The organism is Streptomyces sp. PH10-H1 (assembly GCF_030063355.1).
In the GTDB taxonomy this organism is placed as follows: Bacteria; Actinomycetota; Actinomycetes; order Streptomycetales; family Streptomycetaceae; genus Actinacidiphila.
Genome location: NZ_JASISZ010000035.1, coordinates 56,744 through 79,914 on the forward strand (window position 1 = coordinate 56,744; position 23,171 = coordinate 79,914).

Genomic DNA, 23,171 nt, shown 5'->3' on the forward strand with positions numbered 1-23,171 from the left:
CGTATGGCGTACGGCGTGTGCCGCATGCACCCCCCATTCGCCGTGTACACCTCATTGACGCGTCAGAGGTGCCTGAATGCTTCACGGCGCGGGAGGATTTCCGCAACCTACGCGGCGACCGCGACCGATCCCTGGCCGAGAGCCGGGGCGAGGGCGGGAGCGGGAGCGGCGGACGGGGCGGGCTTGGTGCCGCCCTTGGCGAAGACGATGACGCGCAGCGCGACGAAGCGGCCGATACCGGCGAGGCCCGAGGCCGAGAGGTACACGCTCTGCTCCAGCAGCGGACCCGGGTTCGGGTGCACCGCGTGCAAGGTGAGCAGCGCGGCAGTCGTGAACAGGTAGCAGATCGCGGCGGTGAGACCGGACTTGAGGTGGTCGCTCAGCTGGGCGCGTCCGGCGCGGAAGGTGAAGCGGCCGTGCAGCTCGGTGGCCAGCAGGGTGGAGCCGACGGTCACCAGCGCGTTGGCGAGCGCCAGCGGCAACCAGCCCGACAGGATCAGCATGACGTCGCTGGACAGCAGCCCCACGCCGCCGCCGCAGACGACGAACCGCACGAAGGCTGCGATCGGCCCGGTCGTGCCGGGCTTCCCGGTCTGCCGGTCGGTACTCCGCTCGGTGCTCCGCTCGGTGCTCCCCGTGGTCTTCATGTCCCCAAGACTCCCGTAACCCACTGACAGCGCGCTGACTTCCGCCGACCGGTCACCGACCGCCCGCTGACACGGTGCCCGCCGAGCTGTCACGATGGGTGTGATCGCAGGAGGAATGCATGACAGAGGTGTTTCTACGGCGTCTGAGCCGGTGGCAGGCCGAGGCGCAACGGGAGGCCTTCGCAGACATGTACGTCGAGTCCTACCGGGGCGCCCAAGGCGAGGAGTTCCACAGTCGGCAGGGCTTTCTGCGGCGCTTCGCGGAGCACGTGCAGCATCCGGGATTCGATATGACGATCGCCAGCGACCCGGCGCTAGTGGGCTTCGCATACGGCTTTCCTCCCGATCGCGGCGGAGAGTGGTGGCAGGGATTCGTCGGCGGTGTCCCCCAGGACCTCGAGGAGCACACCGCCTCGGGCCAGGTTTTCGCCGTCGTGGAGCTGCTGGTACTGCCCTCCCACCGCCGCCTCGGGGTCGCAGGCCGGCTGCAGGACATGCTGCTGTCGCGCAGCGACGCGGCCGTGGCGGCCGTTCTCGTCGAGACCCCGAACCCTCCGGCACTGGCCGCGTACCGGGAGTGGGGCTGGGAGAAGACCGGCGAGGTCCGGCGCCGGCCCGACCGTTCGGTGCTGGAAGCGTGGAGCCGCAGCCTCGCGGAATAGCGGAGAGCCGGACAAACGACGGACGGGCGGGGCCGGTGGCCGGGGTCATGCCTGGCCGCAGGCCCTGGCTACCGCCCTAGTCATGACGCTGGTCAGGGCAGCAGCAGCGTCTTCCCGATCACGGTGCGGGCCTCCATCGCGATGTGAGCGTCGGCGGCGTGCTCCAGCGGGAACGTCTGCCCGACGACCGGTCTGATCCGGCCCGCGGCCGCCTCGGACAGCGCGCGCTCGGCCAGTCGTTCGGCGACGTCCGGCGCGAACTGCACCTGCTCGATGCCGCGTACGGTCACCTCGCGCCGCCGTGCCTCCTCCGGATCGAGGGGCGCGAAGCCGCCGGTGGCCGCGCCGTGTGCGGAGAACTGCCCGCCGCGGGCGGTCAGTTCGAACGCGGCCAGCCCGATGTCGCCACCGACGCCGTCGTAGACCATGTCGGGCCCGGCGCCGCCGGTCGCCTCGCGCACTCGGTCCTCCCAGCCCGGCAGCGAGTAGTCGACGACGGCGTGGGCGCCCAGCTCCAGCAGGAGGTCCAGCTTCCGCTTGCCGCGGGCTGCCGCGATGACCCGTTCCCCGGCCGCCAGCGCCAGCTGCACCATGAGGATGCCGAGACCGCCGGCCGCCCCGGTGACCAGCACCCACTCCCCCGGCTTCGTCCGGGCGGCCTCCGCGAGGCCCAGTGCGGTCGGACCGTCGTGCATCAGCGCGGCCGCCTCCCGCAGGCCGAGCCCGGCGGGGACGGCGATCAGCGCGTCGGCGGGGACCAGGACCTGCTCGGCGTATCCACCGCGGTCACCGGTCCTGACGGCGACGGGCCGGCCGATCCAGCCCGTCTCGACGCCCTCGCCGACGGAGAGCACCCGCCCGGCCACCGCGCCCCCCGGCACGTACGGCGGCCGTACCGGCATGAAGTCCTTGGCCAAGCCCTCCCGGATCCGTGCTTCGAAGAGGATCACGTCGGCGGCCTCGACCCCGACGACGACCTCCCGCGGCCCGGGGACCGGGTCCGCCGCCTGCGTCGTCACCAGGACCTCGGGGCCACCGAACCGTGTCACCTGTACTACCCGCACACTCATCACTCCCCGCGACCGCCGCCCTGCACTTCGTCTCTGTGGACGAGTCTCGGACTTGAACCGAAGTTCATGTCAAGCAGCGGAGACGGCGGACGTTCAGACGGAGTCGAGTCGTACCAACTCCACTTCACTCAGGGTCAGTTCACCGACGGCGGCCGCCCTGGCCTCGTCCGGCCGTCGCTCGATGGACAGGGGCATGGCCCCGAGGCCGATGGCACTGACCGGGACCTCCCGGATCCGGCGCGCGCTATTGGGAGCTACTTCTCGCACGGCTACAGGCCCTTCGCGGTGGTGATCGCCGCGGCCGTCTCGGCGATGGCGCCGGGCAGCCAGTCCGCGGTCTTCGAGAACGTGAAACCCAGCCCGGTGGCCCGCGAGTTGTCCATCGCGTAGTAACGGTCGAACGAGAACGGCGACACCTCATCGCCCGCGCCGCCCGCGTAGGCATACGTCGGACGTTCCGCCCCGACCTGCGCCGCGACGAGCGCGCACAGCTCCGTAGCGCTCAACTCGCCGTGGGAGTTGGCGTTGACCGGCCCGGTGAAGTCGGCGCCCGCCGCCCAGAACAGGAACTCGGCGATCTCACGGTCATTGATGAACGTGGACGGGTGGTCCTCACGGTGAACGACGACCGGCCGCCCCGTACCCACCCGGTCCACGTAGTGGTACAGCCGCCCGGTGAACTCCTCCGCGCCCCCTCCCAGCACGTGCGCGCTGCGCACGGAGACATACGCGAACGCCGGGTCCTGGCTGAACACCGCCTCCGCCTGCCGCTTCCCCTCTGCGTAGTACCGGGCGTCGCCGATCCGCTCCCTGAACTGCTCCTCGCCCCACGGCAGATCGAGGCGGACCGGCCAAGCGCCGGGATCCACCGTGCCCTCGGTGACGGGACGGCCGACCACGGCCGGCGCTACCGCTGCGAGCGGTGAAACGGCCGGCGCGGTCGCGTCGAACGTCGCGGGGTCGTAGAACGTCGCGGGGTCATAGACCTCCATGGTGGACGTCATGACGTAGCGCGTGGTGCGGCCGCGGAAGACGCGCTTGGCGATGGCCGCCTGCCGTGGTGTGTAGCAGACCTGGTCGATGACGACATCGAAGTGACGTTCCCCCAGGGCGGCTTCGAGGGCGGCCTCGTCGTCACGGTCCGCGACGAGATGGGTGACGCCCGGCGGCGCCGGCGACGAGCCGCGGTTGATGACCGTGACGTTGACGCCCGCGTCGCGGAGCCGCAGCATCAGCCGCTTCCCGAAGTAGCGGCTGCCACCGATGATGCACACGTCACGCATGGAGTCGTACATGAACCGAACCCTTCCCCCACCAGGCAGGCAACCCCTGCTGTCCACCCCAAGTGTTACGGTCTCGACCCGACATCTGAAGGGGAGATCATGGGAGATTCAGCGGCGCTGCCGAAAGAACCACGCCATCTGCGGGGTCTCACTCACGATTCCTCGGTCGCGCTCGACAGCGTCGATACGCGGCTGCTCGAACTCGTCCAGGCCGAGGGCCGGATCACTCTCAGTGAGCTCGGCCGGCGCGTGAGTCTCAGCCCGGCGGCCGTGGCCGAGCGGATCCGCCGGCTGGAGAGCAACGGCACCATCACCGGATACTCCGCCGTGGTCGCGCCCGACCGACTCGGCTACGGCATGCTCGCCTTCGTCCGGGTGTCCCCGCACGGCGGTTACACGCTGCGGCACCCCAGGACCCTGGAGCTGATGGCGCGCCCCGAGATCCTGGAGGTGCATCACGTCGTCGGTGAGGACTGCTGGATCCTCAAGGTCGCCGTGGCCGGCACCTCGCATCTCGAGGAGATGCTCGAGATGATCTCGGCCCTCGGCCGCACGACGACGTCGATCGTGCTGTCCTCCCCGGTCGAGCGGAAGGTCATCACGCCGATCGACCGCTCCGAAGCGGGGCGCTGAGCCCCATCCGCTCGTTCGGTCAGGCCACGTCGGCGGACCGCCAGGCTTCGGCGCCCGCCTGCGAGGCGGCCTGGGAGACCGCCTTCGCCTGCCGGAGGGCACGGGCCGCCCGTTCGGACGGCGGTACCTCCATCTGACGGACGTACCCCCGTCCGGCGTTCAAGAGCGTGACGGCGACGATCACCGTCCCCGCCAGCCCCAGGAAGGCCGCGACACCCGTGACGGCCACTCCCACCGTGAGCATCTTCGTGTCGATGTCGATTCCGTGCACAGTCATCCCGTTGGTCGCCATACGCCCACCCTCAGCGCATCCGCCGCCTTCCGCACCCCGGACAGAGCCGAACGGGCGGCTTCACGCATGCTCGCGGCTTCACGCATGCTCGCGGCTTCACGCGTGCTGCGGAACCTCGTCCTTCAGCATCCCGCGGATCTGCCCCCGCAGTTCGTCGCTGTCCGTGTGCCCGTGCACCGACGCAGCGTGCTCCGCTGCCGCACGGACGACTTCCGCTTCCTCGCCACTGATGGTCAGGGTGCACCCGGATTCACTGGGCATGTCGCGACAGTCGGCCACCTTACGCATGACAATCCTCCTAGCCGCCCGCGCCGCCGCCGTCCGGAACCGGTCCTGAAGGTCATGTGGGTGGGCATTGGGGTCATATACCTCAAATGTAGCCACGCCGCGAGGAGAGCGCGAGGGCAGCGCAAGCCAAAACATCAGCCGGAGAACGCAAAGGCCCCGGTCAGCGAGCTGACCGGGGCCTTCCAAGCACGGAGCCGCCTTCGGGATTCGAACCCGAGACCTACGCATTACGAGTGCGTTGCTCTGGCCAACTGAGCTAAGGCGGCATACTGCGCGCAGCCAGTGTGGCGGGAGCAGCGGCGCCAAGTCTACAGGGTTGTCGGGGGTGCTCTGCGCAGGGGTGGATCGGGTGGAGGTGCAGGTCAGCGGGTCAGTCGCACTTTTTGTTCTTGGGTGGGGTGGTGCCTTCGAGGAGGTAGAGGTTCACGGCGGTGTCGATGCAGTCGGAGCCACGCCCATAGGCGGTGTGGCCGTCGCCGTTGTAGGTGAGGAGGGCGCCGGAGGAGAGCTGGGAGGCGAGGGACACGGCCCAGGAGTACGGGGTGGCCGGGTCGCGGATGGTGCCGACGACGAGGATCGGGGCCGCGCCCTTGGCTTCGATGCGCTGGGGTTTGCCGGTGGCGGGGACCGTCCAGTAACCGCAGATCAGGCTGGCCCAGGCGAGGCCGACGCCGAAGTGGGGAGAGGCGGAGCGGAAGGAGGGGAGGGCGCGCTCGACGTCGTCGGGGGAGGAGAGGGCCGGCGGGAGGTCAAGGCAGTTGACGGCCGCGTTGGCGTACATGAGGTTGGAGTACTTGCCGGCGCTGTCGCGCTCGTAGTAATCGTCGGAGAGCTTGAGGAGGCCGGCGCCGTCGCCCTGCTCGGCCTTGGTGAGGGCGCCGCGGAGGGTCGGCCATGAGCCCTGGTCGTACATCGCGGAGATCACGCCGGTGGTGCCGAGGGCCTCGGTGAGGGGGCGGCCGGCCTGGCCGGTGGGGAGCGGCTTGGCGTCGAGGGCGCGGAAGAGGTCGTCGAGGCGGTGGCCGGCGTCGGTGGCGCTCTTGGTGCCGAGAGGGCAGTCGGCGTGCCCGACGCAGTCGTTGGCGAAGGCCGTGAAGGCGGTCTCGAATCCGCCGGCCTGAGTGCGGCTGCTGTCGAGGGCCGAGACGGAGGGGTCGATGGCGCCGTCGAGGACGAGCCGGCCGACGCGCTGCGGGAAGAGCCCGGCGTAGGTCGCGCCGAGGAAGGTGCCGTACGACTTGCCGACGTACGTGAGCTTGTCGTCGCCGAGCAGGGCGCGCAGGAGGTCCATGTCACGGGCCGATTCGACGGTCGAGACATGACCGAGGATCTTGGCGGAACGCTGCTTGCAGCCGGCTGCGAAAGCGGTGTCCGCGGTGACGAGCTTGCCGGTCTCGGCGGCGTCGTCGGGGGTGCTGTCGACGGCGGTGAAGACGTCCATCTGCGGATTGGTGAGGCACTCGACGGGCTCGCTGCGGGCGACACCGCGCGGGTCGAGGGCGGCCATGTCGTAGCGGGAGGTGATGGAGGCGGGGTAGCCGAGGGCCGCGTACTGCAGGTAGTCGATGGCGGAGCCGCCGGGGCCGCCGGGGTTGACCAGCAGTGAACCGAGGCGTTTGCCGGGGCCCGCGGCCTTCTTGCGGGCGACGGCGAGCTTGAGGTCATCGGCCGCGACGGGGTGCCCGTAGTCCAGCGGGGCCTTCATCGTGGCGCACTCGAAGCCGGGGACGCCGCACGAGTGCCAGCTCAGTTTCTGTCCGTAGTACGGCGCGAGGTCGACGGCGGCGGCCGACGGGAGGGGGCCGAGCGAGCCGGCCGTGATGCTGGTGGAGGCGGAGGGGCTGCGGCCATGGCCCCCGGTGCTGCATCCGGAGATCAGCATGCCCGCCACCGCGAGGACGGTGGCGGGAATACGGAGCAGGTTCTTGGAGTCCATCGGCGGCTCGGGTCCTCCCGTCGGGTGATCGGAGCGTATCCGTCCCCACAGGGTCGGACCTGTCTCCGCCGCCCACTTATGGGCTATTTATAGGCTGTTTGGGGACGCTCGTGCGGGGGATTCGCGGGCCGGGGAGCTGCGGGCTGGGACTCTCGGGCTCTCCCTGGCCGGCTCTCCCTGGCCGGCTCTCCCTGGCCGGCTCTCCCTGGCCGGCTCTCCCTGGCGGGCTGCGGGTCGCGACAGTCGGCTACGGGCGCTTCGGGCCGTCGATCTTCTCCGTGAGGTAGCCGGCGACGAGGGCGAGGAGTTCGCGGCGGCCGCTCACACCGTCGATGAGGCGTACCTCGTCGGCGCGGGGGTGCAGCAGTGCGCGGAACCGGATGGCCGAGTCACGTGCGGTCCGCTCGCCGGTGGCGGAGGCCATGAGGAGCGCGGGGCGCCGCCCCGCGAGGGACGGGGACAGGAGGCCGACGTGCTCGTACGCGCCGGAGACCGCGGCGACCGCGCGATAGCGGTCGGGGTGGGCGAACGCCTCGCCCACAACACAGGCCGCCTGGTCGCCGACGCCCAGGATCGCGCGGGCGGACCGGGTGGTCAGGGCGCGGTAGTGGCGGGCGACGGCGTCGAGGTCGGGGCCGGCGGTTCCGCAGCCGCGCGGCATCACCAGGAGGAAGGGATCGGCCAGGCCGCGCTGGACCTGGGTGACGAAGCCCTCGTAGAGCTCCGGGTCGTCGGCCGGGACATGCGCGACCACCACGGGGAAGGCCAGCTTGGCGGCGCGCGGGTACGCGTACTGCGGCGGCGTCCAGACGCGCGTGCCGCCGGGCAGCTCCTGCAGGACACCGCCCGCGGGATGGGCGATCGTACGGGGCGCCGCCGACGCATGCCCCGCATCGGGCGGCGCGGCCGCACGACTGGGCGCCGCGGGGTCCCCGGGCCCGGGGACGTTCCGCGCGGCCGCCGCACTGCCTGCTGCCGTCTCCGCGCCGCCGCTGCCGATGCCGTAGCCGCCGCCTGCGTGCGACAGCAACGGTACGACGACGGCGAACACCGTCAGCGCTGCCGCGCCCGCGGCCGCGACCCGCAGCGTGATACCGAGCCGGTCCTGCGCCAACTCGTAGGGTCGTCCGGCACGTTCGGCCCACCAGTAGCGCAGCGCGGAGCGGGCGAGCGCCACTGTCGCGGCGACGGCGAAGAACAGAAGGATGAACAGGACGGCATCAGCCACGGTTTCGTACCACCTCGGGACGGCTGCGCCCCCGGGCGGGGTCCGGGGGCGCTGTCAGCAGCCTGCAATGCGGCACGGCGGGCGGGCGGGCGGCGTTACGGGTGCGGAGCCTTGATCACCCAAAGGCACCAAGGACACCCACCGAGGACACCGAGGTGCGCGCACCGCCTTCGGCTCAGGCCGCGCTCCCCCGACCCCCACCGGCTCACCCTCCACCGGATCACCCTCTGCCGGATCAGCCCGCCCGCAGGGACAGCGTCATCGCCTCTACTGCCAGGAGCGGCGCGACGTTGCGTTCCAGTGCCTGGCGGCAGGCCAGGATCGACTCGATGCGGCGCAGCGAATTCTCCGGGCGGGAGGAGGATGCGATGCGCTCGATCGCCTCGCGCGCCTCGACGTTCGCGATGCCGACCTTCGAGCCGACCTGGACCGCGAGCACATCCCGGTAGAAGCCGGCCAGGTCGATGAGCGCCAGGTCGAGCGTGTCGCGCTGGGTACGCGTCGATCTGCGCTTCTGGCGGTCCGCCAGATCCTTCATGGCGCCCGCCGTGCCCCGCGGCATCCGGCTCCCGGCCCCGGCGGACGCCCCGAGCGCGGCCCTCAGCTCCTCGGTCTCCTTGCCGTCGACGTCCACCGCGACCTGCTTGGCGTCCTCGGAGGCCGCGTCCACCAGCTCCTGTGCCGCCTTAAGGCATCCGCCCACGTCGGCCACCCGCAGCGGCACCCGCAGGACGGTCGCCCGGCGCGCCCGTGCCTGCTCGTCGGTGGCCAGCCGCCGGGCCCGGCCGATGTGCCCCTGCGTCGCCCGCGCGGCGGTCGCGGCCAGCTCGGGGTCGATGCCGTCCCGCCGCATCAGGACGTCGGCGACCGCCTCCACCGACGGTGTCCGCAGGCTCAGCAGCCGGCACCGGGAGCGGATGGTCGGCAGCGCGTCCTCGACCGACGGCGCGCACAGCAGCCAGACGGTCCGGGGCGCGGGCTCCTCGACCGCCTTCAGCAGTACGTTCCCCGCGCCTTCGGTGAGGCGGTCGGCGTCCTCCAGGAGGATCACCTGCCACCGGCCGCCCGACGGCGACAGAGCCGCCCTCCGCACCAGGTCGCGGGTGTCCTTCACGCCGATCGACAGCAGATCCGTACGCACGATCTCGACGTCCGCGTGCGTCCCGATCAGGGTCGTATGACAGCCGTCGCAGAATCCGCAGCCGGGCACGCCGCCCATGGCCCGGTCGGGACTCGTGCACTGCAGCGCCGCCGCGAAGGCCCGGGCCGCGGTGGAGCGGCCGGAGCCGGGGGGGCCGGTGAACAGCCAGGCGTGGGTCATCTTGGACGCGGTCGGCAGTGCTGCGCCCTTCATGCCCGCCGAATGGGCCGTCACCAGGGCATCGGCATCCCGCGCGGCCGCGGACAGCTGCGCCGTCACCGCGTCCTGGCCGACCAGGTCGTCCCACACCGCCATTACGAGTCCTCTGCGCTTGCCGTTCCCACTGCGACGTCTCTCGCTACTTCTGCTGTGTCTTCGCCTGTGCCCACCATTGTCGTGCATGCCACTGACAGCAGTCCCCGCGGCAGGTCTCCGCCGCCGGCCGACGCCGCCGGCGCGGGCAACCGGTGGCACCGTCCCGCTCACATGGTGAGCCGTCGCACCCCGCCCGCCACCGCGCGCTGCTCCGGAGCGTCCGCCCCGGTCCAGCAGGAACCGCGCCGGGCCAGCAGCCGGCGGAGCCAGACCTCTGTCGCGACGAGCTCGCCGAGCCCGTCGAGCGGCATCGGCTCCCCGTCGGCGGCGGCCCGCAGCGCCTGGCGCACGACGCGGGCCTCGACGAGCCCGGCGTCGGCGAGCAGCGGGGTGTCGAACAATTCGATGAGTTCGTCGATGGAGGACCGCAGCCCGGCCCGGACCGCGGCGGCGGTGGAGACATGGGAGTTGGCGCCCCAGCCCGGCGGCAGATCCCGGATCCCGGAACCCGCCAGGACGGCCCGCAGCACCGAGACCCGCGCTCCCGGCTGCACCCGCAGCGCCTCGGGCAGTGCCCGGCAGGCGCGGACGACCTGGTTGTCGAGGAAGGGGGCGTGGAGCCGCTGGCTGCGCACCTCGACAGCCTGCTCGAAGACCCGGTGGTCGGCGGCTTGCCGGGCCAGGGCGGCCCGTGCGCGCCGGTCGCCGGGGCGTTCCACCGGCCCCGGCCGGGCCGCCGCTTCCTGGAGACGAACCGCTACTTCGGCGAGGGCCTCGCCGGTGAGCCAGCGTGCGGCCGGGCCCGGCCGGACCCAGGCCAGGGCGGCGAGGGAGGCGTTGAGAGCCGCGCCGCGCGCCGTATCGCCGGAGCCCGAGCCGGGACCGATGCCGTCGCCACTGCCGAAGCCCCCGGAGAAGCCCGATCCGGAGCCAGAACCGGAACCGGCGCCGTAGCCGAAGTCGCGCCGCAGGAGCCGGGCCGCGGCTTCCTCCACACCCTGTTGATAAGGCGTACGGGCCAGCCGCCGGGCGGCGCGGTAGACGGTGAAGGGGACGAGGACGGAGCGGCCGGACGCGCCGTCCGCCTTCGCCAGCGCGGCCACCGGGCGCAGCAGGTGACGGCGGTTCCGGTCCAGGAGCAGATCGGCGAGGCGCGCGGGATGCGCGTCGAGGACCTGGCGGGCACCGTGCCCCACGAGGTGGTCGGCGCCGCCCGCCATGAGCCGGCGGCGGTGGCGTTCCGCGGTGATGAGGGACGCGCCGGGCTCGTCGGTGAGCGGCACTGAGGCGAGGTCGGCGTAAGGGAGCGCCTCGGCGCCGCCGGGCACCACTACGTGGTGCAGCCGGGGGTCGGAGGCCATCGCCCTGGCTCGCTCGAGTTCGGCGTCACGGGACTGGTGGCCGCCGCCCGCGCGGTCGTTGAAGGTAACGGCGAGGAGCCGCTGCCCGGCCGATGAACCGTGGCCGAGCGGGGTGCCGGGCATGCCGGGCAGTCCGGCCGCGAGCAGCGCGAGGGTGGCGGAGGCGCTGCCTCCCGACAGGTCCGCGCCGATGCCGGGGGCCGGGGCCTCGCCGGGTTCCGGGATGAAGCGCGGCTGGGCGAGCCGGGCCCGTACGGCGTCGACGAGGGCGTCGCGGACCCCGGTGATCGCCGCCTCGGTGTCGGACGCGGAGGTCTGGTTGCCGACGGCGAGGGACGCGGTCGCCTCGTATCCGCTGATCTCGGGGACGCCGTCGCGCAGGATCAGGGCGTGGCCCGGCGGCACGCGCCGTACACCGAGATACGGAGTGCCGTCGCCGAGCGCCTCGGGCGAGTCGGGGCAGGCGAGGGTGGCGGCGAGGTGGGTGACGTCGAGGCCCGCCTCGGTGAGGTCGGCGAGCGGGAGGGCGGCCGTCGCGAACGCCGTACCGCCCGCCCACCGGGTATGGAAGACGGGCCGGGCGCCGGCGAGATCGCCCAGGATCGTGATGCGGCGGCCGAGTTGGAGGACGGCGGTGTAGCTGCCGGGCCACGCGGTGAGGTGGCGCAGGGCGCCGCCGCGCGCCGCGAAAAGGCCGACGCGCAGCTCGGCGTCGCCGGCGCGGCAGCGTCCGAGGATGGCGAGCCGGGCGATGGCGGGATGGCTGCTCCCGTAGCCGCTGCCGTAACCGCCGCCGTAGGTAGTCCCGTTGCTGTCGCCGTATCCGTGACCGTTGGTGCTTCGGTAGCCGTTGCTGCTGCTACTGCCGCTGCCACTACCGGTGTTCCTGCTGTAGCCGTTGCTGCCGTAACCGGAACCGGATGCGGAGCCCGCACCGGAACTGGAACCGGAACTGGAATACGTGCCGCCGCCCGGGTACGAGGAACGCGCCGGGTCGGCATGGATGACGCGGACCTCGTCCGCCCGCCAGTCGCCGACCGCCCACAGCGGATCCGGGTCACCCCACAGCAGTTGTGCACCAACCGGGAGGACCGAACGGGCCGCAGTGCCCGGGACCGATCCCGCGGCGGCACTGCTCCACCCCACCAACCACCGCATCGCCGCCTCCACAGGCTGTGGACCACTGGCTGTGCGGCATGCGAACTGCCGCTCCGCCTGAGGAACATGCTGCCACGGCACGGCGCACAAGGAGGCGCATGGACGCAGGGAGGAGCGCTGGGTCGTTCACGCGAAGCCAAACGTCGGTTTCACGCCAAAGTGGCTGGCACATGCCGGAGTTGATATGCCGGTCGTCGGATGGATGGTCGAACACGTCCGTATACGGGGCATAGGCCGCATAAACGCGGCAGTCCGGGAGGCGTCCGCACGCCTCCCGGACCGGTCCGCCGCCCGCGGGGATTGTGGCGGCGGAGCCCCCTGGCCCGCCGTCTCTTGCCATTGCCGCCAGTCGAGGCCGCGGGCCGACCCACCCGTCCATGGAAGCGCTCCCGATCACGACCGCACAGAGCGCACAGGTAGGCGCACAGCCACATATACCGGGAGCACGAGCACTTTTGGGGGGCTGCAATCTCGCCATCCGGGACAGCCCTCTTAACGGTCGGGATGCGGCGAACTACGCTGGGTGTACCCGAGTAGCGAACGTCCCGGCATCTCGGGGCCCGGTTTGTCCGCGACATTGGCCGAATCGGGCTCCAAAGACATCACAGCCTCCACAAGAGGGGTTGGGGCGGCCGTTTTTTGCGTCGAGGGGGTGGCAGGGCGTGATTCAGGTGCGCGGCCCCCGCATGTCCGGCTGGGCCTCCCGGGTGCCCTGCTCACCTCCCGCGGCCGGCTCGTCCAACCCGACCGGCTCGACCGGCTCGCCGAACGTGACGGGCCCGTCCAATGCGACCGGCTCGTCCGGCATCCCCGGCTCACCCGACATCCCCGGCTCGTCCGACATCCCCGGCTTATGCGATACCCCCGGCTTATGCGATGCCCCAGGTTCATCAGGCCCGGCCGGTTCGCCCGGCCCGGCCGCTGCGCTCGGCGCGTCCGATGAGGAGTGGCCATGCTGCGTTCTCCCGGGAGGCAGCCTCCGCCGCCGCCCTCCGTACCCGAACTCGTACCCGTACCCCTATCTGCATCCGTACCCGTATCAGCACCCGTCCGGCCTGCCCCCAGCGGCATCGCGAGGTGAACCGCAGTGAACAAGGAACAACATCGCGGGCCGAACGAAAAACTCGGCACCCTTCTCGCCCTGGCGGCCATCAGCAACGCGGGCCTCGCCCGCCGGGTCAATGACCTGGGCGCGCAACGGGGCCTGACCCTCCGCTACGACAAGACCTCGGTGACCCGCTGGGTCAGCAAGGGCATGGTGCCGCAGGGCGCCGCCCCCCACCTCATCGCCGCGGCGATAGGCAGCAAGCTCGGCCGTCCCGTCCCGCTGCACGAGATAGGCCTCGCGGACGCCGACCCGGCCCCCGAGATCGGGCTCGCCTTCCCGCGCGACGTCGGCGAGGCGGTGAAGTCCGCGACCGACCTGTGGCGGCTCGACCTGGCCGGCCGCCGCGGCCCCGGCGGCAGCGGCATCTGGCAGAGCCTGGCCGGCTCATTCGCCGTCAGCGCGTATGTGACGCCCGCCTCGCGCTGGCTGATCACCCCGGCCGACGCCCTGGTGGCCCGCGACGCCCCCGCGCCCGGCACCGCCCATGTCGGGCACTCCGACGTGGCGAAACTGCGCGAGGCCGCCGACGACGCCCGCCGCTGGGACTCCAAGTACGGCGGCGGTGACTGGCGCTCCGGCATGGTCCCCGAATGCCTGCGGGTCGAGGCGGCGCCCCTGCTCCTCGGCTCCTACAGCGACGAGGTCGGACGCTCGCTCTTCGGCGCCACCGCCGAACTCACCCGGCTCGCCGGCTGGATGGCCTTCGACACCGGCCAGCAGGAGGCCGCGCAGCGCTACTACATCCAGGCGCTCCGGCTCGCCCGCGCGGCGGCCGACGTGCCCCTGGGCGGCTATGTCCTGGCGTCGATGTCCCTGCAGGCCACGTACCGGAACTTCGCCGACGAAGGCGTCGACCTCGCCCAGGCCGCCCTGGAACGCAACCGGGGTCTGGCCACCGCCCGCACGATGAGCTTCTTCCAGCTCGTCGAGGCCCGTGCCCATGCCAAGGCCGGCGAAGCCGCGGCCTGCGGCACCGCCCTTGCGGCGGCGGAATCCTGGCTGGAACGGTCCCGGGACGGCGACGCCGATCCCGCCTGGCTCGGCTTCTACTCCTACGACCGCCTCGCCGCCGACGCCGCCGAGTGCTACCGCGACCTGCGCGTACCCCGCCAGGTGCAGCGGTTCACCGAGCAGGCGCTGGCCCGGCCCACGGAGGAGTACGTCCGGTCGCACGGGCTGCGCCTCGTCGTCTCCGCCGTCGCCGAACTCGAGTCCGGGAACCTGGACGCCGCCTGCGCCGCGGGCACCAAGGCGGTCGAGGTCGCCGGCCGCATCTCGTCGGCACGCACGACGGAGTACGTCCGCGACCTGCTCCACCGGCTGGAGCCGTACGGCAACGAGCCGCGCGTCGCCGAGCTGCGGGAACGGGCGCGGCCGCTGCTGGCGGCACCCGCGTAAGGGCCGGAGCGGGGCACGGGTGGGGCACAGGTGGGGAACGGGTGGGGCACCGGCGGAGCTCCGGAGCCGCACGAACCCCGCCGGAGGATGCGTAGCGGGGCCGGACACCTTGCCCCACAGGGGTTTGCGGCGATTGTCAGTGGGCCAGTTCATGATGGGGACTTCATGGTGGGACGCCATGATGGGGGCAACCGGCCGTCGGGCCGGTAGCACGCGGAGCCGGGGAGGTGGCATGGGACCGTACGCCGACGAGGTGAACGATGTCGTCGTCATCGGGGCGGGCATCGTCGGCCTGTCCACGGCCTACGCCCTCACCCGTGCCGCGCCCGGCACGCGGGTGACCGTCCTGGAGAAGGAGCCGGGCCCCGCCCGGCACCAGACCGGCCGCAACAGCGGTGTGATCCACAGCGGGATCTACTACCCTCCCGGTTCGCTCAAGGCGCGCTATGCCCTCCAGGGCTCCGCCGAGATGGCGAAGTTCTGCGCCGAGCACGACATCGCGCACGAGATCACCGGCAAGCTCATCGTCGCGACCGAACGGGACGAGCTGCCCCGCCTGCATGCCCTGGTCCAGCGCGGGCGGGAGCACGGCATCGCGGTACGCGAACTCGGGCCCGCCCAGATCCAGGAGTACGAACCCCAGGCGGCCGGCCTGGCCGCCATCCATGTCGGCTCCACCGGCATCTGCGACTTCGGCGCCGTGGCCGCGACGATGGCCCGGCTGGCCACCGACGCGGGCGTCAGCATCCGGTACGGCGCCGAGGTCCGCGCGATCACCCGCACCCGCGGCTCCGTGCCGGACGCCGGCGGGATCGTCGTCGAGTCCACCGTCGGCGACTTCCGTACGAAGACCCTCGTCAACTGCGCGGGCCTGCACTGCGACCGGGTGGCCCGGCTCGCGGGCGATGAGCCCGGCATGCGCATCGTTCCCTTCCGGGGCGAGTACTACGAGCTGAAGCCGTCCCGTACAGGCCTCGTCCGCGGCCTGGTCTATCCCGTGCCCGACCCGGCCTTCCCGTTCCTCGGCGTCCACCTCACCCGAGATGTGCACGGCGGCGTCCACCTCGGCCCGAACGCGGTCCCGGCGCTGGCCCGCGAGGGCTACCACCGCCGCACGATCCGCCCTCGTGACGTCGCGGAGGTCGCCGGCTACCCGGGCACCTGGCGGATCGCCCGCCGCCACTGGCGGTACGAGATCGGCGAGATCCACCGCTCCCTGTCCAAACGCGCCTTCACCGCTGCCGCCCAGCGCCTGCTGCCCGCGCTCCGCCCCTCCGACCTGATACCGGCCCCCGCCGGCGTCCGCGCCCAGGCGGTGCTCCGTGACGGCACCCTGGTCGACGATTTCCTGTTCGGCGGATCCGGCCCCTTCGTCCACGTCCTCAACGCCCCCTCGCCCGCCGCGACCGCGTCCCTCCCGATCGGCCGCGAGGTCGCCCGCCGCGCGCTGTCGGCACTGGCCACCCTGCAGGCCGCGTAGGGCCGTAGAGTCTGCCCGGCCGGTCGTGGGTCGGGCAGGGGCCCGGCATGGCTCGGCGTGGGCGGACCGATGCGCAGGCCCACGCGCGGCCGATGCACAGGCCTACGCGCGGCCGATGCGGGCCGATACGCAGCGCCCACGCACCGGCCGGGGGCGCCGTCACCCACCCGTAGAATTACTCCCATCGTGTCTAGCTCCCCCACTCCCCCCAGCACCCCCGCGGCGCCGACGGCTGCCGTCGCCACGCCTGCAACTGCCGTCGCCGCGCCCGTGACCGTCGTCACTGAGCCCGCCGCTAACGCCCAGCCCAGGGCGAGCTCCCGGCCCTCACCCCGGCCCGCGAAGTTCCCTGACGGCCCGGCCCCGGACCCGGCCGGCTCCCGCGAGGAACACCGGATCCGCACGTTCCACGCCCGCCGCGGCCGGGTGACCGACGCGCAGGCCGCCGCCCTGGAGCGGCACTGGGCGGAGTGGGGCGTGGAGCTGGACGGCACCCCCCTCAGCCTCGCGAAGCTCTTCGGCGACCCGAGCCTCCCCGTCGTCCTCGAGATCGGCTTCGGGATGGGCGACGCCACCGCGCGGATGGCGGCCGACGACCCGGCCACCGGCATTCTGGCCGTTGACGTGCACACCCCCGGCCAGGGCAATCTGCTCAATCTGGCCGACCAGTACGGCCTGACGAACGTCCGGGTCGCCAACGGCGACGCGATCGTCCTGCTCCGCGACATGCTCCCGCCCGAGTCCCTCTCGGGCCTGCGGATCTACTTCCCGGACCCGTGGCCCAAGGCCAAGCACCACAAGCGCCGGATGATCCAGCCCGCGTTCCTGGCCCTGGTCGCTCCGCTCCTGCGCCCCGGTGCGACCCTGCACTGCGCGACCGACTGGGAACCGTATGCGGAACAGATGCTCGAGGTGCTCTGCGCCAGTCCGGATTTCGCCAACCAGTACGGCGACAGCTACGCCCCACGCCCCGATTTCCGCCCCATGACCAAGTTCGAGCGGCAGGGACTGGCCAAGGACCACGTCGTCCACGACCTGCTCTTCACCCGCCGCTAGGCCCCGCCGGACCGTAAGCGGAATCCGGAGCGGCCGGATCGGACCGCTCGCCGGGACCTTGCGAGAGACCGCGCCGAAGACGTAATGGGAAGGGCATCGCGCACACCCGGCCTCCCCCCGTACTGTCGACTGGTGTCCTCGTACTCGCCTTCGCCCGACTCCTCGAACCACCCGGTCCCCGAGTACCCAGACCACGCTCAGCAGGCGCCCGACTTCACCACTTTCCCCACCGCCCCCGCGCAGTGGCACTACAAACCGCGCCACGCCTTCTGGGAGAGCAAGGCGGTGCGCGCGGGCGCGCTCTTCACTCTGCTCGCGCTGTGCGGCGTGATCATCCTCGCGCTCGTGCGCCAGCAGATAGGCACCGAGGGCTTCCTCGTCGGCCTCGCCCTGTCGATACTGCCCGTACCCCTGCTGATCTGGGCGTTCCTCTGGCTCGACCGGGTCGAGCCGAGTCCGTGGAAGAACATGGTCTTCGCGTTCACCTGGGGCGCGTGCGCCGCGACCCTCGTCGCGATACTGGCCAACGAGTACGCCACCGAGCTTCTCGCGACGACCTTCACCGCGACCCCGTCGCAGAGCGACAGCTGGGGTGCGACGTTTGTCGCGCCGCTCGTCGAGGAGACCGCGAAGGGCGCCGCGATCCTGCTGCTGTTCCTCTTCCGGCGACGCCATTTCGAGAGCATCGTCGACGGCATCGTCGTGGCCGGCCTCACCGCCACCGGCTTCGCCTTCACGGAGAACATCCTGTATCTCGGCTCGGCCTTCGGCGAGGACCAGGCCTACGGTTCCAGCGGGCTGCAGTCCTCCACCGCGGCGACGTTCTTCGTCCGCGTCGTGATGACGCCGTTCGCCCATCCGCTCTTCACCGCGATGACGGGCACCGGCTTCGCCATCGCCGCCATGACCCGCCCCGGCCGGCTCCGGCGCTGGCTCGCCCCGCTCGGCGGCTGGCTGCTCGCGATGGTCCTGCACGGCGTCTGGAACAGCTCGGCCTCGCTCGATCCGCTCGGCTTCCTCGCGATGTACGGCGCCATCATGATCCCGGTGTTCGCGCTCGTGGTGTGGCTCGCCATCTGGTCCCGCTCGACCGAGCTGAAAACCATCCGCACCCAGCTGCCGGTCTACGCGATGGCCGGCTGGCTGACCCCACCGGAGCCGGTCGCCCTCGCCTCGATGAAGGCCCGCAGCCTGGCCCGTACCGCCGCCCGCCGCGCCCACGGCGACGAGGCGGCCCGTACCGTACGCGAGTACATCGCCTTCGCGACCCACCTCGCCTTCCTCCGCGCCGCCGCCGCCCGCGGCACCGCGGGACCGGACTTCGTGGCCCGCGAACAGGAACTCCTCCACCACCTCTGGCAGCGCAAGGCCGTCGCCCAGCCCGCCCTCACCCACGCCGCCTGGACGACCCGCCCGCCGGTACCGCCCGCGTGGGGCCAGTGGCAGCAGCAGCCGTACGGGCCGTATCCGCAACGCCAGTACGGCCAGCAGCACTACGGCCAGACTTACGGCCCACAGCAGCCCCCGTACGGCAGCCAGAACATCTGACGCATCGGCTTCTCCGCGATGCAGAGGTTCCTGGAGGCAGTCGCTGGACCGCGTTGCCTGGGCAGAGGCATCTGCGGAGAGTGAACCCTTCGGACCTGCTCTGCTGAAGCCTGAGGCAGCGGCGTCGCGAGTTCACCGGGCGCGAGAATCGCCCGTTGGGGGGGAACGCTGGAGTTGTCGGAGTTGGCGCGTTCGACCGAGCGCGCGCGGTGCTGCCCCTCAGCGGAAGCAAGCAATGCAGGTAGGCACCCCGGCAATCTTGACGGGAACGGGATGGGCGTGGGTGTGCCAGTTGGCTTGTCCGAGGACTTCTTCATGCGCGTCCACGACGACGGTGCCAACGGCGACGCGGTGCACACCATTCGGCTGGTAGCCGAACTTGCGGGAGAACGGGTCGAGCAGAACGGTGGACTGGCCATCGGTGATGTGCCAGGTCTGGTGGCCCAGGAACGTCAGCTCCAGGTGAGTGGAAGCGGCCATGACGATCTCCTCTGCGCGGTCGCGAATGGTGCGAGACGGCGAGCGGAGGGGGACACCGGGACGTCGTGGTGTCCCCCTCCGCGTGGTGGCTACCGGTGGTAGGTCACCGGCGAGTTGTTGATGGTGCCGGTCGCGGCGAACGCCTTCACGCGCCGCTGGAGCGTCCGCACGGACTCAGGAGTGACAGCGGGGACACTGGCGTCCTTGGCCTGGGGCTTTGCTGGATTCATCTGAAGACCTCCGTCTGATCGGTTCCTCGGCGGATGCGAACGCACCCGTCGTCTCCCGCCAATGGAGAAGGCGCGGGAGTGGTCTGGGGACCGTGCGTTGAGAGATACATGACGTCCTCCGGCCAGTAGCCTGACCATTCGTCATGCCAAAGACGCTACGGAACAACGCAGTTGGGACTCAATGAAGTTGCACGAGGTTGCGCGAATTCAGCCGAGTGCGTCTATCGCAGACGTGATCAATGCCCGCGCCTTCGCACCGTAGACGGCGAGCTGCTGCAGCTCGGTGAACGCCTTCAGATACATCCCGACCTCGCTCGGGGCGCGCACGGTCACATCCGCGGCCAGCAACTCCACTTGAACGATCCGGTCGTCGTAGATGTAGCAGGCTTCCAGCGGCCACATGCGACGGGCAGTGGTGAAAGGGATGACACCGAAAGACACCGAAGGCAGCGACATCACAGACAGCAGATGACCGAGCTGGCTGGCCATGGTCGCGTGGTCACCTATGCGGTACCGCAGGACCGATTCCTCCACGAGCAGCACGAAGCACCGGTCTCCATCACGGATGACGTGCGAGCGGGCCATCCGGGCCTCGACCGCAGCCGCGACATCGTTGGGGATGCCCCGGAACTCCGTGATCGAGGAAAGCAGCGCGGTCGCATAGCCAGGCGTCTGAAGGAAGCCAGGCACGACGTCCGAGGAGTAGACGCGAAAGAGCCGGGTCCGCTCATAGAGCGGGATGTACGACTCCTGGAGGCGACGCAGACCGGTGCGCTGCTTGCGTCTCCACTCCACATACATCGACTCGGCGGTGCGGGACGCGGCGATAAGGTCGGCGACTTGGTCCTCCGTGCCGCAGGCATGACACCACGTGCGGATATCCGCGTCGGAGGGCGGGGTCTTCGCGTTCTCGATCCGCGAGGACTTCGCCTTGTGCCAGCCGCACCGGGTAGCCAGATCAAGCCCAGTCAGTCCGGCATCCAGCCGCATCTCCTTCAGTCGCGCTGCGACAGCTTCGCGGCCCGCCTGGGCGCTGGAGGATGGTGATGAGGGCATGACTGGCTACCCGGTGATCCGTTCGGTCAGACCTGGAATTCCTCGTGCGGGACAGCCCGTTCCCACACTGCTTCGAAGGCCGAGCCGCACAGCTTCACGACGGACGGGTCCTCCGTCACCTCCTGGTCCACCATGACCCCGTCACCGTTGAAGTGATTGACGCGGACGAGCCGTCCGTCGAAAAGCCAGAAGTCGTTGCCCGGGAAGGCGATGTCGGTCGCCCGGCAGCGCGGGAGCCATCGGACCTGCTCCCCAGCCACCACATTCGCGTGGGTGATGTAGTGCTCGTACCGGATGTACTCGGTCACCGGCTCGGAGACGACACGGGCACGGCGCACCACGACACCACGCGCCACGGCGTCGGCCACGCCCTGATAGAACGGGTGCCACCACGCCGCCCGGTCATCCCAGTCGCTCCGGTGCCCTTGCTGCCACGCTGTGAACTCGTCCGCCTCGTCACCGATCGCGTACGCGTCGCGCATCTCCAGATGAACGGCCGACTGGCTGCAGTCGGCCAGCATGTCAATGAAGCTGGGCACGCTCTGCGGCATCGCACGCCTCCCTCAACGTCGGCACCATCCGGGCCGGAATCCGAATGACCGCCTCGTGTCCGGGAATCGGACCAACGGTCAAGCAGCCCGCGTGGGTCTGCGCGTCGGCCTTCAGCCCCTGGAGTACCAGGTCAGCGTTGTCCTCGTCGACGAAAACCGACGGACAACCGTCCTTCCCCGACTCCGGATCCTTCGCGATGAACCGTAGCTGCATGGTGTCCTCCCATGTCGAGCGGGTTGCGCCAGGTTGCACGACCGTCCCCCAAGGAAGGGCCGGGAGTCAAGAGCGCGTCCCCGCCTCACCCGAATCGGCTGGTGATCAAGCGCGAAGCAGCACAATGGCCGCACTGACCGCGCCCCACGCCCTGGCCCACACCCTGATCCACACGCCGGTCCGCACCCTGGTCCGCAGCGGCACATCGCAGTAGCGTCCAAGCATGTCCAGCATGTCCGAGCAGGGCGAGCACGCCGCCGAGGCCGAGCGACTCCTACGCGAAATCCCCCAGCACCCCGACGATCACGAGGAGCTGCTCCTCGCCGCCGCGGCGCAATGGATCCTCGCCGAGCGCCCCGCCGAGGCGCTCCCCCTCTACGACGAACTCCTCAACGCCTCCTGCTCGGACCCCGCCCTGGTCCAGGCGCTCAAGGCATCAGCCCTGTGGGACACCGGCGCGGAAGCACAAGCCCGCACCCTCGCCGACGCGGTACGCGCCCAGGCCCCGGCCACCCTCCCGCCCTGGCAGATCATCGGCGAGACATTCGAGGTCCACGACGACCTGCCGGCCGCCGCCGCATGGTTCGAGGACGCCACGGATCACTTCCTCACCCCCGACGAAGTCACCTACGAGGCCCGCAGGATCCTCATCACCCGGCACCGCGTCCGCCGGCTCCTCGGCGAGTCCCACGACGACCGCGACCACCTCGCCGACTACGTCCACAGCGCCCCGGTCCCGCTCGACGAGCTCCACGACCCCAAACGCCTCTGGTCCCTGGGCTCCGACGACCCCGCCGAGGTCCGCCGCGAGATCGAACGCCTCCGCACCGAACTCGCCGACCACCGCGCCGCCCTCTCCCGCCCCTACCCCCTGGCCGTCCTCCACTGGCCCGACGCCGAGCTCACCGCCCTCCTCACCCGCTACCCCTCCTTCGCCGCCGACTACGGCAGCTACCCCGACCACCTCCGCACCGTCGAAGAGTCCCTCCACGCCCTCTCCGCAACCGGCGCCCCCTACCTCGGCGTCGTCACCGCCACCCTCCCCACCTACGAGGCCTACGCCCGCGCCCAGTCCCTCCCCCCGTCCACCCCCTCCCTCCCCGCCGCCTACGCCACCTCCCTAGCCGCCCGAGGCCACGCCACCCCCTGGCCCCCACCCCACGCCGCACCGTGTTGGTGCGGCGCGCCCGCCACGTACAGCGAACACTGCGGCCGGCCGGGCGGCCTGTAGAAGAATTCCCGCATGGACTACGCGCGCCTCCGTGCCACCGCCGAGGGTCTCGCCCATCACGCCGCCGACAACGTGCGCGGCTACGAGATCAGCGGCACCGAAATCATCTTCACCGTGTCCACGCCCAGGCAGCACGAGTTCATCGCCCTACGCATCCGCCAGCAACTCGACCAACAGCTCGACCCCGCCCTCGTCTCCCACACCGGCGGTGAGATCGACGACGCCTCCCTCGGCACGCTGCGCCGCCCCGACCTGATCGTCGTCCCCAACACGGTCTTCGACGAGGACACGATGGATCCCTTCCACCCCCGCGACATCGCCCTGGTCGCCGAGGTGGTCTCCCCCTCGAGCCGCTCCACGGACTACATCGAGAAGGTCCAGGACTACGCGGCCATGGGCATCGAGCTCTACCTCCTCGTCGACCCCCACAAGGGCGCAATCGCCGTCTTCTCCCACCCCGGCCCCGGCCCCGACGGCCCCGGCTACCGAGCCCGCCACGACTACACCTTCGGCGAGCCGGTCACCCTCGGCCCCTGGGCCATCGACACCACCGATCTGCGCACGTACCCCAGCCCCGGCTGACCGGCCCTAACCGCTACCGCGTCCGCCCAGTTGTCAGAGTGCGGTTCGCACTGTAATGCCGGGTTTGGTGTCGCTCGATGGGGTGGCGTTGGGGCGTCTCTGCCGGTCAGGCGTTCGGGGTTCGCTTGGGTGGCGGGATGAGTGGTCGCAATCCGTACCCGAGTGATCTCACCGACGAGCAGTGGAAGTTGGTCGAGCCCGTGATCAGCGCCTGGAAGGCCGA

General features: G+C 71.3%; 23 protein-coding genes, 1 tRNA gene and 1 pseudogene. 9 read left to right on the plus strand and 16 right to left on the minus strand.

What is annotated here, in order from left to right; all coding sequences use genetic code 11:
• Positions 1-107 precede the first annotated feature (107 nt).
• Complete coding sequence (locus tag QMK24_RS21410; protein WP_283468140.1) at positions 108-647, minus strand: GtrA domain-containing protein; 540 nt, start codon at positions 645-647, stop codon at positions 108-110.
• Positions 648-766: 119 nt separating this feature from the next.
• Here QMK24_RS21410 and QMK24_RS21415 point away from each other — a divergent pair, with 119 nt between their 5' ends.
• Entirely contained in the window at positions 767-1,309 is a 543-nt protein-coding gene (locus tag QMK24_RS21415; RefSeq protein ID WP_283468141.1) for a GNAT family N-acetyltransferase, read from the plus strand.
• 92 nt (positions 1,310-1,401) lie between these two features.
• Here the strand turns inward: QMK24_RS21415 and QMK24_RS21420 are convergent, their stop codons facing one another.
• Positions 1,402-2,379, minus strand: coding sequence for a zinc-binding dehydrogenase (locus tag QMK24_RS21420; RefSeq protein WP_283468142.1), 978 nt, complete (start codon positions 2,377-2,379; stop codon positions 1,402-1,404).
• Between the two features lie 269 nt (positions 2,380-2,648).
• Complete coding sequence (locus QMK24_RS21425; RefSeq protein WP_283468174.1) at positions 2,649-3,662, minus strand: NAD-dependent epimerase/dehydratase family protein; 1,014 nt, start codon at positions 3,660-3,662, stop codon at positions 2,649-2,651.
• Between the two features lie 99 nt (positions 3,663-3,761).
• Here QMK24_RS21425 and QMK24_RS21430 point away from each other — a divergent pair, with 99 nt between their 5' ends.
• Positions 3,762-4,295: an Lrp/AsnC family transcriptional regulator gene (locus tag QMK24_RS21430; protein WP_283468143.1), complete on the plus strand. Its 534-nt coding sequence runs from the start codon at positions 3,762-3,764 to the stop codon at positions 4,293-4,295.
• A gap of 19 nt (positions 4,296-4,314) precedes the next feature.
• Here the strand turns inward: QMK24_RS21430 and QMK24_RS21435 are convergent, their stop codons facing one another.
• From QMK24_RS21435 to QMK24_RS21470, 8 genes are all read right to left on the minus strand, one after another.
• Entirely contained in the window at positions 4,315-4,587 is a 273-nt protein-coding gene (locus QMK24_RS21435; RefSeq protein WP_283468144.1) for a hypothetical protein, read from the minus strand.
• Positions 4,588-4,683: 96 nt separating this feature from the next.
• On the minus strand, positions 4,684-4,875 hold the full coding sequence (locus QMK24_RS21440) for a DUF1059 domain-containing protein (protein ID WP_283468146.1): 192 nt from the start codon (positions 4,873-4,875) through the stop codon (positions 4,684-4,686).
• A gap of 192 nt (positions 4,876-5,067) precedes the next feature.
• Positions 5,068-5,141: transfer RNA gene (locus QMK24_RS21445), tRNA-Thr, on the minus strand.
• A 104-nt stretch (positions 5,142-5,245) separates the two neighbouring features.
• Entirely contained in the window at positions 5,246-6,811 is a 1,566-nt protein-coding gene (locus QMK24_RS21450; protein WP_283468149.1) for an alpha/beta hydrolase, read from the minus strand.
• Positions 6,812-7,058: 247 nt separating this feature from the next.
• Complete coding sequence (locus QMK24_RS21455) at positions 7,059-8,039, minus strand: alpha/beta hydrolase (RefSeq protein ID WP_283468150.1); 981 nt, start codon at positions 8,037-8,039, stop codon at positions 7,059-7,061.
• Between the two features lie 235 nt (positions 8,040-8,274).
• A complete protein-coding gene (locus QMK24_RS21460; protein WP_283468151.1) occupies positions 8,275-9,495 on the minus strand; it encodes a DNA polymerase III subunit delta' in 1,221 nt (406 codons plus the stop codon).
• A gap of 167 nt (positions 9,496-9,662) precedes the next feature.
• Positions 9,663-12,014: an asparagine synthase-related protein gene (locus QMK24_RS21465; protein ID WP_283468153.1), complete on the minus strand. Its 2,352-nt coding sequence runs from the start codon at positions 12,012-12,014 to the stop codon at positions 9,663-9,665.
• 667 nt (positions 12,015-12,681) lie between these two features.
• Positions 12,682-12,858: a hypothetical protein gene (locus tag QMK24_RS21470; protein WP_283468155.1), complete on the minus strand. Its 177-nt coding sequence runs from the start codon at positions 12,856-12,858 to the stop codon at positions 12,682-12,684.
• A 243-nt stretch (positions 12,859-13,101) separates the two neighbouring features.
• On the opposite strand from QMK24_RS21470, the gene QMK24_RS21475 reads away from it, so the two are divergent.
• The 4 genes from QMK24_RS21475 to QMK24_RS21490 all read left to right on the plus strand — a co-directional run bounded on the left by QMK24_RS21475 (position 13,102) and on the right by QMK24_RS21490 (position 18,604).
• On the plus strand, positions 13,102-14,520 hold the full coding sequence (locus QMK24_RS21475) for an NsdA family TPR-like regulatory protein (protein WP_283468156.1): 1,419 nt from the start codon (positions 13,102-13,104) through the stop codon (positions 14,518-14,520).
• 232 nt (positions 14,521-14,752) lie between these two features.
• Complete coding sequence (gene lhgD, locus QMK24_RS21480) at positions 14,753-16,000, plus strand: L-2-hydroxyglutarate dehydrogenase (RefSeq protein ID WP_283468157.1); 1,248 nt, start codon at positions 14,753-14,755, stop codon at positions 15,998-16,000.
• 186 nt (positions 16,001-16,186) lie between these two features.
• Positions 16,187-17,056, plus strand: a complete 870-nt coding sequence (gene trmB, locus QMK24_RS21485; RefSeq protein WP_283468158.1) for a tRNA (guanosine(46)-N7)-methyltransferase TrmB — start codon at positions 16,187-16,189, stop codon at positions 17,054-17,056.
• A gap of 132 nt (positions 17,057-17,188) precedes the next feature.
• The gene (locus QMK24_RS21490; protein WP_283468159.1) at positions 17,189-18,604 is read left to right on the plus strand and encodes a PrsW family intramembrane metalloprotease; all 1,416 of its coding nucleotides are present in this window, start codon (positions 17,189-17,191) and stop codon (positions 18,602-18,604) included.
• Positions 18,605-18,823: 219 nt separating this feature from the next.
• On the opposite strand, the gene QMK24_RS21495 is transcribed toward QMK24_RS21490, so the two are convergent.
• From QMK24_RS21495 to QMK24_RS21515, 5 genes are all read right to left on the minus strand, one after another.
• Complete coding sequence (locus QMK24_RS21495; RefSeq protein ID WP_283468160.1) at positions 18,824-19,084, minus strand: MBL fold metallo-hydrolase; 261 nt, start codon at positions 19,082-19,084, stop codon at positions 18,824-18,826.
• 89 nt (positions 19,085-19,173) lie between these two features.
• Positions 19,174-19,314 (minus strand): hypothetical protein, encoded by a 141-nt coding sequence (locus tag QMK24_RS21500; protein WP_283468161.1) that lies wholly within the window; start codon positions 19,312-19,314, stop codon positions 19,174-19,176.
• A 207-nt stretch (positions 19,315-19,521) separates the two neighbouring features.
• Entirely contained in the window at positions 19,522-20,370 is an 849-nt protein-coding gene (locus QMK24_RS21505) for a helix-turn-helix domain-containing protein (protein WP_283468162.1), read from the minus strand.
• A 26-nt stretch (positions 20,371-20,396) separates the two neighbouring features.
• A complete protein-coding gene (locus tag QMK24_RS21510; protein WP_283468164.1) occupies positions 20,397-20,921 on the minus strand; it encodes a DUF6879 family protein in 525 nt (174 codons plus the stop codon).
• Positions 20,893-21,135, minus strand: coding sequence for a hypothetical protein (locus QMK24_RS21515; protein ID WP_283468165.1), 243 nt, complete (start codon positions 21,133-21,135; stop codon positions 20,893-20,895). The genes QMK24_RS21510 and QMK24_RS21515 overlap by 29 nt, the downstream gene beginning before the upstream one ends.
• Before the next feature lie 223 nt (positions 21,136-21,358).
• Between QMK24_RS21515 and QMK24_RS21520 the strand changes: the two genes are divergently transcribed.
• The 3 genes and pseudogenes from QMK24_RS21520 to QMK24_RS41525 all read left to right on the plus strand — a co-directional run.
• Positions 21,359-22,366, plus strand: a complete 1,008-nt coding sequence (locus QMK24_RS21520) for a DUF8829 domain-containing protein (protein ID WP_283468167.1) — start codon at positions 21,359-21,361, stop codon at positions 22,364-22,366.
• Positions 22,367-22,378: 12 nt separating this feature from the next.
• Positions 22,379-22,948, plus strand: a complete 570-nt coding sequence (locus tag QMK24_RS21525) for a Uma2 family endonuclease (RefSeq protein WP_283468169.1) — start codon at positions 22,379-22,381, stop codon at positions 22,946-22,948.
• Positions 22,949-23,085: 137 nt separating this feature from the next.
• A pseudogene (locus tag QMK24_RS41525) lies at positions 23,086-23,171 on the plus strand (IS5 family transposase); the annotation flags it as partial.